This is a genomic window from Photobacterium sanguinicancri, assembly GCF_002265265.1.
Taxonomy (GTDB): Bacteria; Pseudomonadota; Gammaproteobacteria; order Enterobacterales; family Vibrionaceae; genus Photobacterium; species Photobacterium sanguinicancri.
Map to the genome: position 1 here is coordinate 19,145 of NZ_NOIF01000023.1, position 20,101 is coordinate 39,245.

Here is a 20,101-nt window from a genome sequence, read left to right on the forward strand (position 1 = left end):
GCAAGCTGAAAGCCAGCCTGAAACGGTAGATAGCAGTGAAAAAGTCACTGAGACTGAACCTGCAGTTGATCCGAAAAAAGCTGCTGTTGCTGCGGCCGTCGCACGCGCCAAAGCACGCAAAGCTGCTCAGCAAGCAAAAGAACAAGCTGATAGCACTGATGCGGCTAGTCATGAACCGACTAGCAACGAAGCTATTCGTAACGAACCAGTTCAAGATTCAGAACCAACTATCGACCCGAAAAAAGCCGCTGTCGCTGCTGCCGTAGCACGTGCTAAAGCGCGTAAAGCCGCGCAACAAGCAAAAGAACAAGCAGAAAAAGCTGCTCAACAGAATAACGAGGATAACTAAGCCGTGGCGTTCAATATTGCCAGTTCCCCCCATGCACACAGTCGCCGTAGTACGCGCGACTTAATGCGCACAGTCATTCTATGCTGTGCGTTTGGTGTTGCAGCTCAATGGTATTTCTTTGGCTGGGGTACATTAATAAATATCCTGTTAGCGTCGACGGTGGCCGTCAGCGCAGAAGCAATCATTCTTAAACTACGTCAACGCCCTGTATTGCCGTATTTGAGAGATAACAGTGCGCTACTCACTGGTGTGTTAATTGGTGTCTCAATTCCACCACTAGCACCTTGGTGGATCACTGTCATTGGTGTGGTTTTCGCCATAGTCATCGCCAAACACCTCTATGGTGGATTGGGACAGAATCTGTTCAATCCAGCCATGGTGGCGTATGTAGTGCTGTTGATTTCATTCCCAGTACAAATGACAACCTGGTTACCACCGCAGTCCTTAGCGGCAGAACCTGTGTCGTTCATCGATAGCTTGCTTACTATTTTCACCGGTTTCACTCAAGATGGTTTTAGTGCTCATCAACTACGAGCGTCAGTTGATGGTGTCACCATGGCCACTCCGCTTGATACACTGAAAACATCGCTAACAACTGGGCTCACCACCACGGAAACGCTGGCAAAGCCTATATTCGGTACCATTGCGGGCATTGGTTGGGAGTGGATTAACCTTGGCTTCCTGATTGGTGGCTTAGTTATGCTAAAAATGCGAGTTATCCAATGGCATATCCCAGTAGGTATGTTAAGTGCGCTATTTGTTATCAGCAGCTTAGGTTTCCTATTCAACCCTGATGGTACGGCTTCTCCACTGATCCACCTTTTCTCGGGGGCAACCATGCTCGGTGCATTCTTTATTGCGACCGATCCGGTATCTGCCGCCACGACCACCAAAGGTCGCCTCGTGTTTGGTGCACTCATTGGTATATTGGTGTATCTCATTCGTACTTGGGGCGGTTTCCCTGACGGCATCGCATTCAGTGTGTTGCTAGCCAATATGTGTGTACCACTGATTGACTACTACACCCGCCCTCGTACATTTGGTCATAAATAAGGAACCACCATGATCCAAGCTATGAAAAAAAATGGTGGTGTACTGGCAATCTTTGCGTTGCTAGCAACTGCCTTAGTTGCCGTCACTAATCTATTGACGCAAGACCGTATATTAGAACAACAGCAAAAAGAGCTGTTGAAAGTATTGAATCAGGTCATTCCAGCAGAAAGCCATGATAATGAGCTTTATAAAAGCTGTACCTTGATCACCAATGAGCAATACCTAGGTACTCAAGCGCCAATGCCTGCTTATTTAGCAAGCAAAAAAGGTGAGCCAAGCGGCGTGGCTATCGAAGCAATTGCACCAGATGGATATAACGGTGCAATCAAGCTTATTGTGGGACTAGACCCTATGGGTGTCGTGACGGGGGTGCGTATTCTGAGCCACCAAGAAACCCCAGGACTTGGCGATAAGATTGAAATGCGGATTAGTCATTGGATTGAATCTTTCACTGGTAAAAAACTCGCGGGTGAAAACGATCCTGCATGGGCTGTTCGTAAAGATGGCGGTGAATTCGACCAATTCACAGGCGCAACAATTACGCCACGTGCCGTCGTAAAAGCGGTAAAGAATGTTTCGCTTTACTATACTCGCCACCAGCAAGCATTGTTGAATCAACCACTGAACTGTCAGGGTGAATCATAATTATGAGCACGATAAATAAAGAACTGATGAAGAATGGTTTGTGGAATAACAATCCAGCCATTGTTCAACTCCTTGGATTATGTCCACTGCTTGCTGTTTCAGCAACAGTAACTAACGCCCTCGGCTTAGGCATAGCGACCACTATGGTGTTGGTTGGCTCAAACCTGATTGTTTCACTGGTGCGTCAGTGGGTACCATCTGAAGTGCGCATCCCTGTTTTCGTCATGATCATCGCATCACTCGTGACCTGTGTTCAGCTATTAATGAATGCATTCACCTATGGCTTATACCAATCACTCGGTATCTTCATTCCATTGATTGTTACCAACTGTATCATCATTGGCCGCGCAGAATCATTTGCCTCTAAAAATGACCCTATTCCAGCAACTTTAGACGGTTTATGGATGGGTTTAGGTATGACAGCCGCACTGGTTGTCTTAGGTGCAATGCGAGAGATCTTGGGTAACGGTACTTTGTTTGATGGGGCTGATCGTCTATTAGGGGATTGGGCGTCAGTATTGCGCATCGAAGTCTTTCATTTCGATAGCAGCTTCTTACTGGCAATGTTGCCACCGGGTGCCTTTATTGGTGTTGGGTTTATGATTGCATTGAAGAACGTTATTGATAAAAAACGTGAACAAAAAAACGCAACAGTCAAACCCAAACCAACAATTGAACGTGTGCGAGTAACATCTCCAAACTAACGTAAAAACGCACGAAAAATAACGATAATCACAGGCTTTGCGGTGTAGATAGGTGACTCAACCACCTATCCTCCCTACTTGCTTATACACTGCAAGGCTTAATCAGCTTGGAAGCAACGACACTATGAATAATGAAAAGCGCGTTCAGATCCTTGAACGATTACGTGCCGAAAACCCCCATCCAGAAACAGAGCTAAAATGGAATTCACCATTTGAATTGCTGATCGCGGTTTTACTGTCAGCACAAGCAACAGATGTCAGCGTTAACAAAGCCACTGACAAACTCTACCCTATCGCCAATACCCCACAAGCCATCTTTGATTTAGGTGTCGATGGCGTAAAAGAATACATCAAAACGATCGGCTTATTTAACGCCAAGGCAGAAAACGTCATCAAAACCTGCCGCATCTTGCTTGAGAAACACGGAGGTGAAATTCCAGAGAACCGCGAAGCACTTGAAGCACTGCCTGGGGTTGGTCGAAAAACGGCGAATGTTGTGCTTAATACCGCCTTTGGTTGGCCAACTATTGCTGTCGACACTCATATTTTCCGCGTGTCTAACCGCACCAAACTTGCCATGGGCAAGAACGTTGACCAAGTAGAAGAAAAGCTACTAAAAGTTGTACCCAAAGAATTCAAAGTCGATGTCCATCACTGGCTGATCTTGCACGGTCGCTACACCTGTGTTGCCCGCAAACCACGCTGTGGCAGCTGCATTATCGAAGACTTATGTGAGTTCAAAGATAAGATTTATCCTGACGAGTAATAAGGAGAGGTAAACATGGCAAACGGACGTATTTTACATACCATGCTACGCGTGGGAGATTTAGACCGCTCTATCGCTTTTTACACCGATGTTATGGGGATGGATTTACTGCGCAAGCGTGAGAACGAAGCCTATAAATATACCCTCGCCTTTGTTGGTTATGGTGATGAATCTCAAGGCGCGGTGATCGAGCTTACCTATAACTGGGACACCACTGAATACGACATGGGCTCTGCATTTGGTCATATTGCCATCGGTGTATCAGATGTTTACGCCACTTGTGATGCCATTAAAGCAGCCGGTGGAAACGTGACTCGTGCACCAGGTCCAGTAAAAGGTGGATCAACCCACATCGCTTTTGTACGCGATCCTGATGGCTATCAAATCGAGCTTATTCAGCGCAATTAGCCTTATTACCCTCCCTTTTGATCCTTGTATCTATAAGCCAAAGCCTTGCTTTGGCTTTTTCATTGAAGTGTGAGACTGCAAGCAAATTAATTATCGTACAAAATTCATGGTTGATATTGATAATGATTATCAATACGATGATAAAAAACCAAGAGAGATACGATATGTCATTCACTTTTCCGGCACTTCCTTATGCCTATGACGCACTAGAACCGTACATCGATGCGCGCACAATGGAGATTCACCACGCGCGTCATCATCGCACCTATTTTGACAAGTTTATGGCTGCAATAAGCGGTACTGAGCTCGAAACACAATCTCTACCAGATATTTTTGCCAAAGTATCGCAATACTCACCCGCAGTCAGAAACCACGGCGGTGGCTATTACAATCACAATTTGTATTGGGCGTGTATGTCACCACAAGGTGGTGGTATGCCTTCTGGCTTATTAGCAGAGGCCATTAACTGCCACTTCGGTAGCTTTAACGATTTCAAAGCAGCCTTTTCTACCGCTGCAGCCAACCACTTTGGTTCTGGTTTTATCTGGTTATCTGTCGTTGAAGGACGATTAGAGGTATCAACCACCAGCAATCAAGATAACCCACTGATGGATGTAGAAAGCGTACAAGGCATTCCTGTATTAGCGCTTGATGTATGGGAACACGCGTACTACATCAGTTACCAAAATAAACGCCCAGAATATATCGATGCTTGGTGGCATGTGGTGGACTGGGATCAAGTACAACAACACTACCTTGATGCTTTGCACTCAGCATAATAAAGGGACAATCATGGACGTATCACGCTGGGAAACTCATACCTTATTGGCAAACGAATCTGAACAAGAGCAGAAGCCAATGATGTCCATTATTCACTATCAACTTGCACTGGCAGCAGCGCAGCAACTTGAACCATTACAAGGTACCCGTGATGAGTTTGAAGAGCTACTGACCATTAAGGTTGTTTCGTGCCATAACCTCGCGGCATTTTGGCGCAACGCAGGTGATAGTGAGTATGAACTGAAATATTTGCAGCTTGCATCAGAACAAGTGATGGCGCTTATTCCGCAATGCCCACGCAAAGAATGTGATACGTTCGTTGAATCAATCGGTTGTTGTAAATCAGCCTTAATCGAATTTTTAAAGCGCCACCCCAATCCAATCGTGGCACAGCAGGTCGAGAATATTACTGTTAGCAGTCAGTGTGAACTCATTGCTCGTTTTAAACTGCATTAGTTCAACTACGCCTCTTTGATTGACACCGCAACTAATAAAAAACGCGCTGAGGCTAGGCAGCGCGTTTTTCTTTATTTTCTATGTTGTTCACGAATCAGCGAATAACTGATCCATTCATTCGAACAACCATCTTCACTAAATCAAATGTCTTCATTAGATCAAACTGCGCCCCAATGAAATCACCACGCGTCGGTTTTTATTGCGGCCGATTGGCGACTCATTATCAGCAATTGGGCGGCGCTTACCAAACGCTTCTACTTGGATTCTGTCTTTTGGCAGCCCCAAGGTCATAAAGTACTCTTCCAGCTTCTTCGCTCGTCGTTCTGACAAGTTTTGATTCACATTCTTACCGCCAATCGAATCGGTATAAGTCGCAATCAAAATAAGATCAATATCGTCACTGTAACGCACAAAATCTGTGATTTGAGATAAGCGTTTTTGCGAGGCTTTATTCAGTTCATCACTGTCGCGATCATAATGAAGCACTGTAAAAGCAATATCATCAAAACTATAAGGTAACAGATTACCAATGCATGAACTGAATTGCAGATAAGGGGATTGGAAAGAAACCGCAGACAACCCCACTTCGATTAACTTATTATTATGCTGCCAGTCTTGATAACTGAATGTTGGATAACGACCACTTTCTAATTCTGTTAGCATCGCCCAAGCACTCTGCCCACCAACATAACCGTCAAACTGCTTAAAAAATTGAATTCGTGTCATAGGTTCAGCCGCATCACCTGGCATCCAACGTGGTGGCATAGACACCAAATTAACGCTGCGAGTTTCCCCCATTGGACGGCGCATTTTTAGCTCAAAATCGAGATTGATTTTTTTACCTGCTTTAGACGTGAACTGCGCCTCACCATAATTCGGAATTTGATGGATAAGTCGGCATTCTAAAGGCGTGTCGACTGCAACTTTCCATTCTGAGCTAGCAGGGGTAGCTACATACTGTTTGGCCGCACTGGCACTGGTGCTCAATACACTGGCAAACAACATTGTGCCTGTTACCACTGTTTTCAAAAAAATTGTCATACCCTTCCAACTCATTAATGCGCGCTCCCCTATTGTATCGAATCGAGAAAAAAAATCTTTAGGACACTGCACGACAAGTGCTGAATCTGACATAATGCTCGTTGAATTTATTGCAACCATAGTGCTATGAGCCAAGATAACGAACTAAATACACTGAAAAGTCGCTTTCGCGGCTACTTCCCTGTTGTTATTGATGTTGAAACAGCAGGCTTTGATGCCAAAACCGATGCACTGCTAGAAGTGTGTGCTGTGACATTAGAAATGGATGAAGATGGCTGGCTTAAACCAGCAACAACCGTACATTTCCACGTTGCACCATTTGAAGGGGCGATAATCCATCAAGCAGCCCTTGATTTCAACGGTATTCGTGACCCGTTTAGCCCATTACGTGGTGCTGTTTCAGAAGAAACGGCAATTAAAGCCATTTATAAGCAAGTCCGCAAAGAACTAAAAGCAGCTGGCTGTTCACGTGCCATCATGGTTGCGCATAACGCAAACTTCGACCACAGCTTTATGATGCAAGCCTCTGAACGTGCCAAATTAAAGCGTAACCCTTTCCACCCTTTTGCGACTTTCGATACAGCAGCATTAAGTGGTTTAACCTTTGGTCAGACCGTTTTAGCTAAAGCCTGTGAGACCGCAGGGATCCCTTTTGACAACAAAGAAGCACACTCAGCACTGTACGACACCGAGCGTACTGCCGAGTTATTTTGTGAGATTGTTAACAAATGGAAAAGATTAGGCGGCTGGCCTTTAGTGGCCCCTCAAACAGATGAGTCAGAAAACGCTCAATAATTCAAACAAGAGCTCCTCATCAGACCTCCTACCAAAGCCCAGTGTTACTGGGCTTTTCTCTGTCAACTAAACGCAAACTGCCGCTTTAAACGTCAGTTTTAAACACAATAACCGAACATTGATCATATAATTAACAAATAGACAGAACGCAAACCATAACAAGGGGTTAACAAACAGGTTGGGCATATTTATACTGCTATTGAACGCATAGCGTTCATTTTTTTCTTTCATGGAATGAAGAACAAGAAGCATTATAGAGAGGCAGCATAAATGTCCATTAAAATAAACCGCACAGCCATAGCCGTAACCATCGCATTAACCTCACTCCAAGCACACAGTGCTGGTTTCCAAGTTTCGGAACATTCGGCATCAGGATTAGGTCGCGCTTTCGCGGGTGAAGCCGCTATTGCCGATAACGCATCAGTTATCGCACGTAACCCAGCCGCAATGATGATGTTCGATTCCGCACAAATTTCTGCCGCAGGCAGTATTGTCGACCCAAGCATCGACGTAAAAGATCATGCCGCAAACCAAACCGCTAAAGATGTTGCACCACTTAGTTTTGTGCCTGCGGGTTACTACGTACAACCAATTAATGAAAAATTCGCTTTTGGTTTAGCGCTATTTACTAACTATGGCGTTACTACAGAGTACCCAACCGACTTCGCTAGTGGTGATCTTGCGGGTAAAACCTCACTGATTACCATCAACTTAAATCCAAGTGTTGCTTACCGTATTAATGACCAATTTAGCATCGGTGGTGGTGTCAGCTTGGTTTATGCAGATGCTGAATTAAACCGCCACTTAGGCCGTTTAGCACCTTTATTTAGCGGTTCGCCAGAAGATAAGCTAATCAGTATGGAAGGTGACACATGGGATTGGAGCTGGAACGTCGGCGCACTTTACGAAGTCAATGAAGACCACCGCTTTGGCGTGAGCTACCGCTCGCAAGTTTCCCTTGAATTTGAAGGTGAATTCACCGATTACGAAGGTACTATCATTGAACCAAAACAAAAAGGTTCAACGGCTGTCGGTAGCCTTCCTGTTGTTCTTCCCGCTATTGCAGAATTCTCGGGCTATCACTCTCTCACCAAAGAGTTTGCAGTTCACTACAGCGTGCAATGGACGCAGTGGAGTAAATTCGAAGAGCTAAAAGCCACCAACGACAAATGTAATTACAACGGCATGTCTGGCGTATGTTTCATGAAAGATGAAAAATACGAAGACAATTTCCGTTGGGCCATTGGTGGTACTTACCGTATTAACCCTGAATGGACAGTACGAACAGGTTTCGCTTTTGATGAACAAGCAGGCAAGCCGACACTCAGCATTCCAGACTCCGATCGTTACTGGTACTCGGCAGGTGCGACATGGGCATACAGTTCACAGCTTAGCGTAGATGTGGGTGTGACGTACATTCACGGCACAGAAGGCACGTTTACCGAAGATAGTAGCGCAGGTGAACTGACCTTTACTTCAACCGGTGGCGCCGTTGTTGGTGCAGCGCAAATGAATTACTCATTCTAAGGGTGTGTTTTGACACTAAGTCACTCACCTAGAACATGCCCTATGGAGCAACAAATGAAAAAACAATTATTAGCGCTGATGATCGCTTCAACCCTTGGCTTAACTGGCTGTGGCAATGAATCATCGATTGAAGGCGATAGCACGATTTCTTATGAGCAAGGCATTCAACAAAGTCTAAAAGCACCCACTAAGGTCAAATTCCAGTTGCAAGGTGCTGATGCAACCATCCCTCTCCCTAGCTTTATGCTAATGGATACTTTTGATGGCACATTAAATATACCAGATGGCGGTGATAGCAAACTATCAAACCCTAAAGTAGCAATGGGGCAAGTTGACGGCTGGAGCCCTAATCAAGCAATGATTATCCCTTTCAGTGGGGTTGAACTAGAACCAACCAGTGTTACTGGTAGCGTTGCTTTATTGAAGGTTGATGACCCTCGTAAAGGCACTGATATGCAAGTACTTCAGGTGTTAACTGAAGGTACTGATTTCATCGTTCAGGCGCAAAAAGACACGCTCTATATACAGCCATTAAAACTATTAAGTGAAAAAAGTAATTACCTATTTGCTATATCAAACAGCGTTACTGATAAAAATGGCAATGCCGTAGGTTTGTCTGCTTCATACGCTGAAATAAAAACCAAGAACAAAGTACATACCGTTAGTTCATTAAAAACAGCTCAACAGCTAACCCATCTAATAGAAGGAACCGTTGAGAAAACATCATCAATTTCAGCAGATGATATTATTTACTCTAGTTGGTTCACCACGTCTTCTGCTGGTGACTCAATGCATGCCACCAAGGCTGCAATGGGTTTAGCATTAATGAGTGGCGCTGAAAATGTTTGGAAAGGTGATGCTGTTGCACAAGGCGTCGATATTTCTAACCTCTATAATATTACCGTAAACTCCACAGAAGACTTTGCTGCCTCGCTAAGCGCAGACAAAGCGTTTGAAACCGCGTTTACCGCTCCAGTAGCTAAAGCTGTTCTTGCTCAATACTCAGCAACACCGAATACAGTTTCAGTTATCAAAGGCACCATTAAACTGCCAAGCTTCCTAGAAACGTCAACAGATAACGACGTCTGGAAAACAACACCATGGGAAAGTGCAACTCCTAGCCTTGCGAAAATCGTGAATACGCTAGAGGGCACTAATGAAGCCGATAAACAAGCGCTCACATCTCAGTTGATCGCTTTAAACATTGATGTGACTAAGCTTAAAACCAGCTTTACTGAGCAAGCAAAACTCATTGGCGAAACATTAACACTTGCTGATGGTAGCCAACTGGATAAAGAAAGGCTGGTGACTCAATACAGTCCAATACCGAAGATTAAAGCCGTTGTTGATGTCCCGTTTGTAATGTTTAAACCAACCAGTGTAACTGCAGATAACTCGTTACCTGTGATGCTTTACCAGCACGGTATTACATCCATAAAAGAAAATGCTTATTTCTTTGCCGCTAATTTCGCAAACTCAAATATAGCGGTAATAGCTATCGATCACCCGCTTCATGGTGCTCGCGCACTATCTTCTGAGGCTGTAACCACCCCAAGCTCTCCTGAAGTGTACATGAACCTTGAATACCTACCTGTCGCTCGCGATAACATTCGTCAGAGCACAATGGATGTATTAGGTGTGCGTGGTGCGCTATCAAAAACACTGCCTACTGAGTTAGCTGTTATCGATCCTACTAGAGCGAGTTTCTACGGCCACTCCCTTGGTGCGATTACAGGTATTGCGACATACAAAACTGCCAACGATCCTATTCCGTTAAACCAAGCTGCATTTACCATGACTGCAGGCGCTTTTGCCAACCCAGGCGGCGGTATTCCATCGTTGCTGCTCGGCTCAACAACCTTTGGTCCAACGGTTAAACACCTGCTAATGGCTTCTGCGAGTGATGATTACAAAAACACCTATGCTACAACTTGTGAACCCAACAACATTAGTGGCGCCAACTGTTTTACTGGCTTCTACAGCAAGCTAAACGCAGAACAACAAGGAAAAGTCGATGCTGACTTAAATTCATTTGCTTATGCCGCGCAAACCGTACTCGATACCACAGATCCAATTAGCTTAGCGAAAGATATCTCGTCACCGGTATATCTGATGCAAGCCGAGGGTGATGCCGTTGTTCCAAATGAAGTACCTGGTAGCCTAATCGCAGGTACCAAGCCATTAATCAAAGAACTTGGTCTTACTCAACTGACAGGAACAGTTGCTTCTGGTCCGGTTAAATCGGCTGCAATGTTTAATACCACATCGAATGCAGAGCACAGCACGATTATTGCGCCGCAGAAAAGAGATTTCTCTGACATGACAGCAACCAAAGAAGCGCAAACTCACGTTGTAAGCTTCACCTTATCGCAAGGTAACCAAGTTGTTGTTGCAGACGCGAATAAAGGGTTATTACAATAACCTGTAACGCTAACAACAAAGGCGAGCCAGTGGCTCGCCTTTCTTTTACGCAAAGCTATTTATCACATGGAATTACAAATCGTCAGTGTGCGCCGATAAGTACTTCGCCACGCCTTCTGGTGATGCATCCATACCGTCTTTACCTTTTTCCCACTGAGCAGGGCATACTTCACCATGCTCTTCGTGGAATTGTAGGGCATCAACCATACGTAGCATTTCATCGATATTACGGCCAAGCGGTAAATCATTCACCACTTGGTGACGCACTAACCCTTCTTTATCAATCAGGAACGAACCGCGGAATGCCACGCCCGCTTCAGGGTGCTCTACATCATACGCCTGACAAATTTCATGTTTAGTGTCAGCAATCAGCGGGTATTGCACCTGACCAATACCGCCATCTTCTACAGCCGTGTTACGCCACGCATTGTGTGAGAACTGAGAATCAATCGACACCCCAATCACTTCAACACCTTTTGCTTGAAAATCAGCAAAACGCTTATCAAAAGCGATCAGTTCTGACGGACACACAAAAGTGAAGTCTAGTGGGTAGAAAAAGATAACCGCCGCTTTCCCTTGGATGTGCTGTTTTAAATTAAATTGATCAACAATTTCACCATTACCCAGTACCGCAGCCGCTGTAAAATCAGGCGCTAAACGTCCAACTAAAACACTCATAAGTAACTCCATGTGATGTAGTAAATAAGTGCTGTCAATTGCCAGTATTGTTCTGACAACACAGCCGATAACCAGTATAGACAGGAGATAATGACAAGACTAAGACATGCGACACAATAAGCATACGTTTCGGATTAATTCGCTACAAACATGAATAAAGGCTCGACATGTGGGAAAAATTCAGCAAACTGACTAATCGGAGCAAAACAGCCCTAAGAAAACAACATCCATACTAAATAACAAACAAACTGACGGACTTTAGTTTTTATGAACCCAGTAATAATTTCAGTGTGCGTAATGTTGATTCTCGCTTTGATGCGAGTCAACGTTGTCGTAGCACTGACCTTTAGCGCCATTTTAGGTGGCCTTGTGGGCGGGATGCCCCTCGCAGACACTGTCGCAGCTTTTGAAGGCGGCCTAGGCGGCGGTGCAACAACTGCATTAAGTTACGCCATGTTAGGTACTTTTGCTGTCGCGATTTCGCGTTCAGGCATTACTGATGTACTTGCACAAAAAGTCATTAAACGTATCAGTGGCCACCATAATGCCGCTGCCGCAACTGGCGTGAAATACAGCGTTCTCACCATTTTACTGCTATTAGCCGTCTCTTCTCAGAATGCTATTCCAGTGCATATTGCGTTTATTCCTATTGTTATCCCGCCGCTATTGCATGTATTTGCGAAATTGAAATTAGACCGTCGTCTGATTGCTTGTGTACTAACTTTTGGCCTAGTTACGCCTTACATGGTACTTCCTGTTGGTTTTGGTGGGATATTCCTAAACAACATCTTGCTTAAAAACCTGCATGATAACGGATTAGATGTTGTTGCTAGCCAAGTGCCAGTGGCAATGCTACTGCCTGCAGCTGGTATGGTATTCGGCTTACTGACCGCGGTATTTTTCAGTTACCGTAAACCTCGCGAGTATTCTGAAGAGAAGATCTTAGCGAACGAGCCAGAACAAGCACAAATCAACATGAAGCATGTCTACATTGCTGTTGGTGCTATCATTGCCGCGCTGGGTGCACAGCTATTTAGTGGCTCAATGATCATCGGTGGCCTAGTTGGCTTCATGATGTTTACTTTTGGTGGTGTGATTAAGTGGAAAGAAACCCATGATGTCTTCACCAAAGGTGTTCACATGATGGCAATGATCGGCTTCATCATGATTGCAGCAGCGGGTTTTGCGGCGGTGATGAAAGCAACAGGTGGTGTAGAAACACTGGTTGCCTCACTGGCTGATGTCATTGGTGATAACAAACCACTAGCCGCATTATTGATGCTGGTTGTTGGTTTGTTGGTAACTATGGGGATTGGCTCATCGTTCTCGACCATTCCCATTCTAGCAACAATTTATGTGCCGCTTTGTTTAACCTTTGGCTTCTCACCAATGGCAACTATTGCATTGGTTGGTACTGCTGCAGCGCTAGGTGATGCGGGTTCTCCAGCTTCAGACTCAACGTTAGGTCCAACAGCGGGTCTGAATGCCGATGGTCAACACGAACATATCTGGGAAACGGTTGTTCCGACCTTCTTGCACTACAACTTATCCTTGATTGCATTTGGTTGGATAGCGTCTATGGTGCTGTAAGGCACTCTTGCTAAAGACTACCTCCTTTTAAAAGATCGCTTCGGCGGTCTTTTTTATTGTTCTGCATATCAATGTCACGTTATGTATCTCCCCCCTAGAGCCTCACTCTCCCCTTTTACTTATTCTCATTTTTTCTTTCTTCTCTTATTGACGAATAACGGTATGACGAGCTGCTAGTAAGCATATATATGCCCCTAGAGACATACATCAAACTTATTACATTTGCTGCATATTTTTTTATTAACGAATAAATCAACTGCTAGACTTATCTAGGCAATAAGCCATTGAAAAAATTAATCAACTCAACTCTGGAACCATAACGAATTAAACTAAACCAGAGCTAATCACTTCGTCATAAGGCTACGATATGGATATACTCGCCCAGTCGAAATACTTGATCATTGATGACAGCAATATGATCCAAAGTGCCACCCGCGCTTTATTGATCAAGTTAGGCGTGCCCACCAATAATATAGTCAGTACCGCTAACGCACAGGGTGCAGTTAGAGCTTGCCGCAGTCACCGTTTCGATATTTTACTGATAGATCATCATTTAGGAACTGGCAGTACAGGCTTACAGCTACTTGAGTATTTACGGTTAAAAGAGCTCATCAAGGCACAAACATTAGTCTTTGTCGTAACAGGAAACGACAGCCAAGACATCTTCTTTGGTTATTCGCAATTTGAGCCCGACGGCTACTTGATTAAGCCCATCAGAGCGGATGACATTATCAAGCGTGTTACTAACGGCCTGACTCGCCAGCAATTTTTTTCAACACTAGAACAAGCCTTTATTAAAAATGGCTTAAATGCTGTAAAGCCACTGTTTGCTCAATCACCCGATCCCGCCACGCTCAAAGACTCAATTATCTATATGTCCAACATATTGATAAAAGAGGGGCAATTTGCAGAAGCAACAGCCATGCTCAATGGGCTACTAAAACTACATGATTACCTACCCGCACGAATCAAATTAGTTGAAATCAGTCATGCCCAGCAGCACTACCAAGATGCACTTACTCAAGTCGATAGCCTGCTTAGCGAGAACCATCGAAACATCAAACTATTACAGTTAAAAATACAAATTTGCCTATGTGCTAAAAAATATGACGACGCGCAGGTATTAATACAACAAGTTCTTACTATAAACACCAGTAATATCGCACTGACTTTGGATATGATTTGGATTCAGTTAATTTCACATGATATCCATTTAGCCAAACCTTACATTCTGAGTTTAGCGCCCCTCATCCCCAATTCTATATGGGACAGTGCAGGTAAACGCGTACTTGTTTTGTGGGTGGATATCTTAAACTTGCCACAAGACAAACTGAAGGTATGGCGGGCTGAATCTGCATGGCAACGATTGTCTCGTTCAGAGAAACCAGCGGCATTATCGAAACCCATATTAAAGCTCTGCCGCTGCCTGCAATTGCTTCAACTCAATGAGACTGAGCAGGCTCGAGTGCTCCTTGCCGCTATCCGAGAGGACGAATATTTACCCTCGGACATCGAAGCCTACTACTTGCTGTGTCTGTGTTACCAAGCTTTAGGGGATAACAAGTTTAGACCGCTGCGCAGTAAGCTAGAAAACTTACTTAACCAACAAGGTAATGGATTACCCGAGTTACAACAGCAAGCACTACAAAAAATCGATTATCAGTCTCTGACCGTAAAGATTGATCTCGCCAACGCCGAGCCATAGTGCCAATACGCATAAAGAAAACAATAAGACAGGATGTCACTCTATTTATGTTCATGTTTACAGTGCCACAGGCTTACGCTATTTATCGGCGTACTATTCACCACGCCAAAGCAATTAGCCTTGCCTTTGTTGTTCTATTTTTTGTCCAGCCATTAACTGGCTTTGCTAACCAAGCAATCAATACCGTCCCCACAGATCCTCGCCCTGTGATCACCATCGGCCTACCTGCTTATGATTTAGTACCCTACAGCTATCAGCGTGAAACAAAGAGTGGTGAAGTCATCACTGAAGGGTTGCTGGTTACTATGCTGGAGTTGATCGCGATACAAGCTGAATTTCGATTTGAGATCCGTTTATACCCAACCTACAGTGATGTCGTTGCAGCCTTTAAAGCCAATGACCTTGATATGCTGATTGGTGTTTCAGCCACATTTGACCGCCAGCAATACATGGCATTCAGTGAACCAATGTTTTCAATTCGCCGCGCGGTGATCACTCAACAGAAAACAGTTAACTCACTTCAAGATTTGACCGGTGACATATTAGCGATAGAGAAAGGGTTTGCATTAAATGAATTAATACCTAACCTGCTGCCACAAAGCCTAATTAGAACAGAGAACAGCAGCGAAGATGCCCTTGATGCGGTTAACACTGGCCGCTCTGATGGTTATATTGGCGATGCCCTCGCCTTATCAACTCTGCTGCGCGATCAAGTTCGTAATGATCTTACCCTTTCACTATTGCCCGATCTTCCTCCTGATCATTTACATATCGCCGTCCATAAGGGAAAACATAAATTACTTAGCCGCATCAATTTTGCATTAGAAGACATTAAAGCTAACGCACTCCAAGCCGTCTATAATCAATGGCTTAGCCCTTCTCAGCGCACCATGATGGTCAACTATGGACAAATTGGACTCACGCAAGATGAAAAAAATTGGCTCGCACAAAACCCTACAATTAGTGTTGGTGTTCACCGACAGTGGGCGCCTTTTGATTTTATGAATAAACGAAAGCAGCACGATGGCCTAAGTGCTGACGTCTTATTATTATTAAGTAATATGCTAGGTGTGAAATTTATCTCATCGCCACTCCCTGCATTTTCATCAACTCCGCAAGCATTCACTGATGGCGAATTAATGATGCTGTCGGCCGTCACTCCCACCAACGAGACAGTGCGTGTGATGGACTTCTCCCTTCCATATACTAACGAGCCCTGGGTGGTACTCAGTCGCTCAGAACAGCTCACTAATTTTATGCCTAATGGCACAGAACGGGTCGCCATTATTACAGGTTCCGGTGGTGAAGCCCTCTTGCCTACATTGTGTTTAAGTTGTGTCCCCATTCCTTTTATTAACCATGTTTCTGCTTTTCAAGCATTACAGAAAAGTGAAGTTGATAATGCGCTAGCCTCTCTGCATTTCGCCTCACCATTGCTACACAACAACTATGTCGGGCAGTTTAAGATTAATGGCAAAATTAACGAGAAAAACCACGTTCCACTTAGTTTCGCCATTAATTTTCGTCACCCTATGCTGCTAAGTATTATAAATAAAGCCATTCATGCTATTCCTACTTCAGAGCTATCTCGACTTGAACAAAAGTGGCTAACTTATGAATATCAAGAAGGTTTATCACCGCGTGCCGTTGCTAAATGGGCTGGATTACTCACATTAATTATTACTGTCGTGATTACGTGCATCATTCTATGGAATCGTAAAATGGCGGCAGAAATTCAGCAACGAAAGCAAGCGGAGTTACGGGCTAAAGCCGCCGAATTACACCTCCATAAATTAGCAGATAACATTGATGGCGTTGTGCTCCAACATGTCCAAACATTTGCCGATCGTCCTTTACACTTTCACTACAGCTTCATTAGTGCGGGTGTGCAAGAGATGTTTGGATTTGATGTCGCCACCGTCGAAGCAAACCCACACTGTTTATTTGAACAAATTATCGCATTGGATTACGACGAGCTGGAAAGCAGCATGTTATTAGCATTACAAGCTGGTCATTGGGAAAGCGAGCAGCAAATAAAAGGCAATGATTGCGATAGCAAGTGGGTACAATTTAAAAGCCAAATTACAGCGCGTGATGAACACAGTTATGATTGGAATACCGTCATCACAGATATATCACTACTCAAACAGCAGCAGCTTGCGTTAGAAAATGCTCGCCATAAGGCTGAAATCGCTACTGCCGCAAAATCACAATTTCTTGCCACGATAAGCCATGAAGTACGTACGCCTATCAGCGGGATTCTTGGTCTTTTAGAATTAATGCAGGAACACACCTTAAACGATGAACTGCAAAGTTTACACGGTGGATTACACCAATCTGCTCGCAACCTACTTCACATCGTTAATGATGTACTGGACTACTCCAAGATTGAAGCAGGAAAACTAGATATAAACCCGACGGATATAGAGCTGGGAAAAGTGCTCGCTCGTATTGTGCAGCCGCAGTCTATTCATGCTCAGCAAAAAGGGCTCGCCTTCCATTACTGGCAAGATCCACGGCTTACTCAGTGGCTGTTTGCTGATGACATTCGTATTCATCAAATATTAAATAACCTCTTAAATAATGCGATTAAATTCACCGAACATGGCACGATCTCACTGTCTGTTGATGTACTAGAAGATCAAACGACAAACCAACCATTATGCCAAAAGGTAAAATTCACCGTCACAGATACTGGCATTGGGATAGCCAAAGACAAGCAACACGCACTCTTTCAGCCTTTTGAACAAGCCGACAGCACCACCAGCCGTCGCTTTGGAGGTACTGGATTAGGCCTTGCTATTGCTCAGAAACTGATAGAGCAAATGCACGGACGTTTGCAACTACAAAGCGATGAAGGCAAGGGCAGTGCATTTAGCGTCACGTTCGATATCCCACGAAGCCAACAACAGTCAGAGACTCCCATGGCTTTAGCATTGCCATCAACAGCGACCCAACAAGTGAGAAAAAACAATCCAAAACTCACTAAGCAATGCTTAATTCTGGGCTATTTCATTCAACAAGAAGAGCTCTGCCACTACCTAAAACACTTAGGGCTAACGCCGAAAGTGATTCAAGCTAATCATATCGATTTACTGCAATTACACATAACGTCGGTTCACCCTTCGCATGTGGTGATTGCCATGTCACTGTGGCAACAGCTTTCAATTACAGATGCTTGGATACAGCAGTTACCCGTTACGACCAATATTATTGTTATTAATCAAAACCCCATGCTATCGCCAGAACCGCTGGGCGTGTCATGGTGTTTATCGGTTAACCCACTTTTACCGGATAACCTCATCCATGTATTAACCAAACCAGTTAGCCACGAACCAATCATCAGCCATATCAAAAACCACGGCATAAAGAACAAATACCAAGAAAGCCGAGAGCAGGCAGAGCAATCAGGACGTTTAATCTTGGTCGCAGAAGATCATCCAATCAATCAGCAAGTGATCAGAAAACAATTAGAGCAAATTGGGGTACACGCAGATATTGTTGAAAATGGCGTGCTCGCTTTTGAAGCACTAAAAGCGCACAGGTACGGATTATTACTCACCGACTGTCACATGCCTGAAATGGACGGATATACCTTATCAGCCTCTATTCGCTCACAAGAAAATCGTTGCGCAGAGAACTTTGCTACCGCAATAGCAAACACAGTAACGGCTCAGCCTAGTTACGCTCCACAACTGCCAGACACGTTAGCTGATATGGGACACAGTTTTTCAGCCCACTATGAAACGCTGTTACAATCAGGATCTACAGACCTCGATCCTTTAGGACAAGAAAGCCCGTGGCAACTACCTATCGTAGCCCTTACTGCTAATGTCGTTCAGGGAGAAGATGCCCACTGCTTTGAATACGGAATGAATGACTTCCTCGTCAAACCCGTTTCGATGGAACAGTTACGTATTACCATTGGGAAATGGCTTCCACGCTATATTGAGCTAGAAAATGATCGTACGGTACAGCAAGGTGAACAGGGTAAAACACCCCTCATCGTTCCCACTGCAACAACAAGCCAAGATCTGACCGATGATTTCTCGGATTTATTTGGAGCCATTGACCAAAACTTTCGTCAAGAAGATCAACATCATCACCCTGCTAATCCAAGCGTAGACAATAAAGGCAAAGAAAATCAAAGGACAGCAAATCAAACTATAGCCAGCCACGCCGCTAACATCTCTGCAAAGACGCAGATTAATACCCTGTTGCTGGAAGAACTCTTTGGCGATGAAGAGACTATTAATCATTTAATCACCGAGTTTATCGATAGCCACCTCAAAGATATGACACGCCTAACACAGGCTTTCAACCAAGGTTACTATCAAAAAATGTCAGAAATCGCGCATCGAATGAAAGGTTCAGCGAAGATGATTGCATGCGATGATATTGCCGATCACCTCACCAATATTGAAGCGCTTGCCCTAAAAGGGTTTAACCATGGCGAAGTACCGCAGAGTCTTTTTTTTAATCAAACAGATATAGCAGATATAAATAGGGACATTGAAGGATTTATCGAGCAGCTAGAGCAACAAACGACATTATTACAAGCAGAGCAAGCAATACGAACATAGCTAGGCGCATACCAACAAAAAGCCCCACAAAGATGCAGGGCTTCTAAATACGTAGCACAGTTTTTACATCAGAAATTATTCTGCTGCTTCACCGTCACGACGAGCGGCAGCTTCTTTAACAAGCGGCTGAAGTTCACCTTTTTGGAACATTTCCATGATGATGTCACAACCACCAACTAGCTCGCCTTCAACCCATAGTTGTGGGAATGTTGGCCATTGTGCGTATGCAGGAAGCTCAGCACGGATATCAGGGTTTTGTAGGATATCAACGTAAGCGAACTTCTCACCACAACCCATTAGTGCTTGAGAGGCTTGTGAAGAAAAACCACAGCTAGGTAGTTTAGGGGAGCCCTTCATGTACAACAAGATTGCGTTTTCAGAGATCTGCTGCTTAATTTTATCGATAGTTTCCATAACTTCCTCTTACGACCAATTGCTTATCTTTAAGTATATCTACTTGATGGGGGCACTGCCGTTATAAAACAAGCCTACCAAATAAATGTTTTAACGTGCCATTCTACTCGTTCAGGCTTAGGAAAAAAACGCCTAAAATTTTTAAGGGTAATTTTTTAGGGTCAGGGCTTTTAATAAAGTCTGTCT

At 44.2% G+C, this 20,101-nt stretch carries 16 protein-coding genes and 1 pseudogene; 14 read left to right on the forward strand and 3 right to left on the reverse strand.

All coding sequences use genetic code 11. From position 1 onward, the window contains the following. The 8 genes and pseudogenes from ASV53_RS25405 to ASV53_RS05945 form a co-directional block, all read left to right on the forward strand. A pseudogene (locus ASV53_RS25405) lies at nt 1–349 on the forward strand (electron transport complex subunit RsxC); the annotation flags it as partial. A gap of 3 nt (nt 350–352) precedes the next feature. Beyond that, complete coding sequence (gene rsxD, locus ASV53_RS05915; protein ID WP_094956428.1) at nt 353–1,402, forward strand: electron transport complex subunit RsxD; 1,050 nt, start codon at nt 353–355, stop codon at nt 1,400–1,402. Nucleotides 1,403–1,411: 9 nt separating this feature from the next. Beyond that, the gene (gene rsxG / locus ASV53_RS05920) at nt 1,412–2,047 is read left to right on the forward strand and encodes an electron transport complex subunit RsxG (RefSeq protein ID WP_094956429.1); all 636 of its coding nucleotides are present in this window, start codon (nt 1,412–1,414) and stop codon (nt 2,045–2,047) included. Between the two features lie 2 nt (nt 2,048–2,049). Further along, complete coding sequence (locus tag ASV53_RS05925; RefSeq protein ID WP_094956430.1) at nt 2,050–2,751, forward strand: electron transport complex subunit E; 702 nt, start codon at nt 2,050–2,052, stop codon at nt 2,749–2,751. Between the two features lie 124 nt (nt 2,752–2,875). Continuing rightward, nucleotides 2,876–3,517: an endonuclease III gene (nth, locus tag ASV53_RS05930; RefSeq protein ID WP_094956431.1), complete on the forward strand. Its 642-nt coding sequence runs from the start codon at nt 2,876–2,878 to the stop codon at nt 3,515–3,517. Between the two features lie 15 nt (nt 3,518–3,532). Next, a complete protein-coding gene (gene gloA, locus ASV53_RS05935) occupies nt 3,533–3,925 on the forward strand; it encodes a lactoylglutathione lyase (RefSeq protein ID WP_094956432.1) in 393 nt (130 codons plus the stop codon). Between the two features lie 164 nt (nt 3,926–4,089). After that, on the forward strand, nt 4,090–4,704 hold the full coding sequence (locus ASV53_RS05940) for a superoxide dismutase (protein ID WP_094956433.1): 615 nt from the start codon (nt 4,090–4,092) through the stop codon (nt 4,702–4,704). A gap of 13 nt (nt 4,705–4,717) precedes the next feature. Next, nucleotides 4,718–5,161 (forward strand): DUF2753 family protein, encoded by a 444-nt coding sequence (locus ASV53_RS05945; RefSeq protein ID WP_094956434.1) that lies wholly within the window; start codon nt 4,718–4,720, stop codon nt 5,159–5,161. Between the two features lie 153 nt (nt 5,162–5,314). Here the strand turns inward: ASV53_RS05945 and motY are convergent, their stop codons facing one another. Then, a complete protein-coding gene (gene motY / locus ASV53_RS05950; RefSeq protein ID WP_062691020.1) occupies nt 5,315–6,202 on the reverse strand; it encodes a flagellar protein MotY in 888 nt (295 codons plus the stop codon). A 126-nt stretch (nt 6,203–6,328) separates the two neighbouring features. Here motY and rnt point away from each other — a divergent pair, with 126 nt between their 5' ends. The 3 genes from rnt to ASV53_RS05965 all read left to right on the forward strand — a co-directional run bounded on the left by rnt (nt 6,329) and on the right by ASV53_RS05965 (nt 10,945). Beyond that, complete coding sequence (gene rnt / locus ASV53_RS05955) at nt 6,329–6,997, forward strand: ribonuclease T (RefSeq protein ID WP_062691009.1); 669 nt, start codon at nt 6,329–6,331, stop codon at nt 6,995–6,997. Nucleotides 6,998–7,267: 270 nt separating this feature from the next. After that, nucleotides 7,268–8,524, forward strand: a complete 1,257-nt coding sequence (locus tag ASV53_RS05960; protein WP_094956435.1) for an outer membrane protein transport protein — start codon at nt 7,268–7,270, stop codon at nt 8,522–8,524. Between the two features lie 54 nt (nt 8,525–8,578). Beyond that, the gene (locus ASV53_RS05965; RefSeq protein ID WP_189337832.1) at nt 8,579–10,945 is read left to right on the forward strand and encodes a VolA/Pla-1 family phospholipase; all 2,367 of its coding nucleotides are present in this window, start codon (nt 8,579–8,581) and stop codon (nt 10,943–10,945) included. A gap of 72 nt (nt 10,946–11,017) precedes the next feature. On the opposite strand, the gene ASV53_RS05970 is transcribed toward ASV53_RS05965, so the two are convergent. After that, nucleotides 11,018–11,623: a peroxiredoxin C gene (locus ASV53_RS05970; RefSeq protein ID WP_048899157.1), complete on the reverse strand. Its 606-nt coding sequence runs from the start codon at nt 11,621–11,623 to the stop codon at nt 11,018–11,020. A 267-nt stretch (nt 11,624–11,890) separates the two neighbouring features. Between ASV53_RS05970 and ASV53_RS05975 the strand changes: the two genes are divergently transcribed. The 3 genes from ASV53_RS05975 (at nt 11,891) to ASV53_RS05985 (ending at nt 19,501) form a co-directional block, all read left to right on the forward strand. After that, a complete protein-coding gene (locus ASV53_RS05975; RefSeq protein WP_094956437.1) occupies nt 11,891–13,213 on the forward strand; it encodes a Na+/H+ antiporter family protein in 1,323 nt (440 codons plus the stop codon). A gap of 367 nt (nt 13,214–13,580) precedes the next feature. After that, the gene (locus ASV53_RS05980; protein ID WP_094956438.1) at nt 13,581–14,918 is read left to right on the forward strand and encodes a response regulator; all 1,338 of its coding nucleotides are present in this window, start codon (nt 13,581–13,583) and stop codon (nt 14,916–14,918) included. Between the two features lie 47 nt (nt 14,919–14,965). Continuing rightward, nucleotides 14,966–19,501, forward strand: coding sequence for a transporter substrate-binding domain-containing protein (locus ASV53_RS05985; RefSeq protein ID WP_094956439.1), 4,536 nt, complete (start codon nt 14,966–14,968; stop codon nt 19,499–19,501). A gap of 75 nt (nt 19,502–19,576) precedes the next feature. Here the strand turns inward: ASV53_RS05985 and ASV53_RS05990 are convergent, their stop codons facing one another. Next, nucleotides 19,577–19,915, reverse strand: coding sequence for a Grx4 family monothiol glutaredoxin (locus ASV53_RS05990; RefSeq protein WP_062691003.1), 339 nt, complete (start codon nt 19,913–19,915; stop codon nt 19,577–19,579). Nucleotides 19,916–20,101: the final 186 nt, after the last annotated feature.